Origin of the sequence: Actinoplanes sp. NPDC048791 (assembly GCF_040650095.1) — a bacterium.
GTDB lineage: Bacteria > Actinomycetota > Actinomycetes > Mycobacteriales > Micromonosporaceae > Actinoplanes.
In genome coordinates this window covers 1-2345 of the sequence record NZ_JBEZGQ010001190.1, presented here as the reverse complement: position 1 = coordinate 2345, position 2345 = coordinate 1, and the positions used below count along the sequence as shown (strand labels likewise).

Below are 2345 nucleotides of genomic sequence, written 5' to 3'. Positions count from 1 at the left end.
CATCGGCCGGCTCTTCAGCGCCCACCGGATGCAGCTCACCATCGTCACCGCAATCATCGTGGCCTCGTCCGTGATCGCCATGGCCTCCCCGTTCCTGCTGCGCGAGGTCATCGACCGCGCACTGCCGCAGCAGGACCTCCCGCTGCTGGCCTGGCTCGTCGCCGGCATGGTCGCCGTCGCCGCCGTCACCTCCGCGCTCGGCGTCATCCAGACCTGGATCTCCACCACCGTCGGTCAGCAGGTCATGCACCGGCTCCGGGTGGACGTCTTCACCCACCTGCACCGCCAGTCCGTGGCGTTCTTCACCCGGACCCGCACCGGCGAGGTGCAGTCCCGCATCACCAACGACATCGGCGGCATGCAGTCGGTGGTCACCTCCACCGCGACCTCCATCGCCTCCAACCTCACCACCGCCGTCGCCACCGCGGTCGCCATGGCCGCCCTGTCCTGGCAGCTCTCCCTGGTCTCCCTGGTGGTCCTGCCGCCGGCCATCTACCTGACCCGCCGGGTCGCGAAGATGCGCAAGGAGATCACCGCGCAACGCCAGCGCGAACTCGCCGACCTCAACGTCACCGTCGAAGAGGGCCTGTCGATCAGCGGCGTGCAGCTGAGCAAGACCATGGGCACCGGCGCGGCGCTGGTCGACCGCTTCACCGCCTCCTCCACCCGGCTCATCGACCTGGAGCTGCGCTCCGAACTCGCTGGACGCTGGCGGATGGCCGCGATGAGCATCATCTTCGCCGCGATCCCCGCGGTCATCTACCTCAGCGCCGGGCTGCCGCTCACGGCCGGCACGCTCAGCATCGGCACCCTGGTCGCCTTCACCACGCTGCAGGCCGGGCTGTTCCGGCCGCTGATGGGGCTGCTCGGCGTCGGGGTCTCGCTGACCAGCTCGCTGGCTCTGTTCGCCCGCATCTTCGAATACCTGGACCTGCCGGTGGAGGTGGACGACCCGGTCGAGCCGGTGGAACTGCCCCGCACGGTGCGCGGGCACCTGCGCTTCGAGGACGTCACATTCGCGTACCCGGGAAGTGAGACCGCCGCGGTCGCCGGGGTCTCGCTGGACGTGCCGGCCGGAACCTCGCTGGCCCTGGTCGGTGAGACCGGTTCCGGGAAGAGCACGCTTGCCGCGCTGATCGCGCGGCTCTACGACCCGGCCGCCGGCCGGATCACCATCGACGGCATCGACCTGCGGGACCTGCGGCTGGCCGACCTGGCTTCGGTGGTCGGCGTGGTCAGCCAGGAGACCTATCTGCTGCACACGACCGTGCGGGAAAACCTGCGGTACGCGCGGCCTGACGCGACCGACGAGCAGATCGAGCAGGCCGCTCGGGCGGCGCAGATCCATGAGCTGATCGCTGGGCTGCCTGACGGGTACGACACCGTTGTGGGCTCGCGGGGGCACCGGTTCTCCGGTGGCGAGAAGCAGCGGATCGCGATCGCGCGGACGTTGTTGCGTGACCCTCGGATTTTGGTGCTGGATGAGGCTACGAGTGCGTTGGATACGTCTACTGAGCGGGCTGTGCAGCGGGCGTTTGACGAGCTGGCTCGTGGCCGGACGACGGTGACGATCGCGCACCGGTTGTCGACTGTGCGTGATGCTGATCAGATCGTGGTTGTGGACCATGGGCGGGTTCTGGAGTCCGGCGACCACGACAGTCTGGTCTCGGTCGGCGGCCGCTACGCGACCCTCGCCGCCTGACCCGCTCCCTCCCGCCCCTCGCCCGCTACTCCCCCGCCTTCGCCCGCCCCGCTCCGCTTTGGCCCGCCCCGCTCCACCCTCGCCCGTCCCGCTCCGCCCTCGACTCGCCCTAGCTCTGCTTCCGCCCTTGCCACGCTTTCCCCCGGGCTCCATACCGCCCTGCCGGCTCTGCCCTCACCCCGCACTCGCTCTGCTTGCGCTTCGTCACGCTCCGCTGCCCCTTGTTCTCGCCCCGCTCCCGCCCTTCCGATCTTGGTAATTGGTGGCTGCCAGGACAGCTCTTGAGTCCCATGAGATCTGTCAGTGTTGAAGTCCCGATACATGTGTCACCTGGTAGGGATCTTGAGCGTGCCGGTGTGGGCTGGACGGCATGGCTTTACGGCGGCATGTCTTGAATCTGCTGGATGCCCAACTGGCTGCCGGGGTCCGGCTGAACGTGGCCGCGTTCGCCCGAGAGCATGGCGTGTCGCAACGGACTGTGTATCGGCATCGGGAACGGATCCGCGCTGAAGGCCGGTGGCAGCCGCGGTCGCGGCGGCCGCACTGCAGTCCCCGCACCACGCCGGCGGAGCTGGACGCCTGGATCTGCAAACTCCGCGCCGAGCTGGGCCCGGACAACGGCGCTGATTTCATCCGCGACCGT

General features: G+C 69.1%; 2 protein-coding genes. Both read left to right on the top strand.

Annotated features, from left to right (window positions below; genetic code table 11):
- The first annotated feature begins 1 nt into the window (after position 1).
- Complete coding sequence (locus AB0C29_RS44155; RefSeq protein WP_360833751.1) at positions 2-1702, top strand: ABC transporter ATP-binding protein; 1701 nt, start codon at positions 2-4, stop codon at positions 1700-1702.
- A gap of 370 nt (positions 1703-2072) precedes the next feature.
- Positions 2073-2345, top strand: a 273-nt coding sequence (locus tag AB0C29_RS44150) for a helix-turn-helix domain-containing protein (RefSeq protein ID WP_360833749.1), incomplete at its 3' end; no start/stop codon positions are given.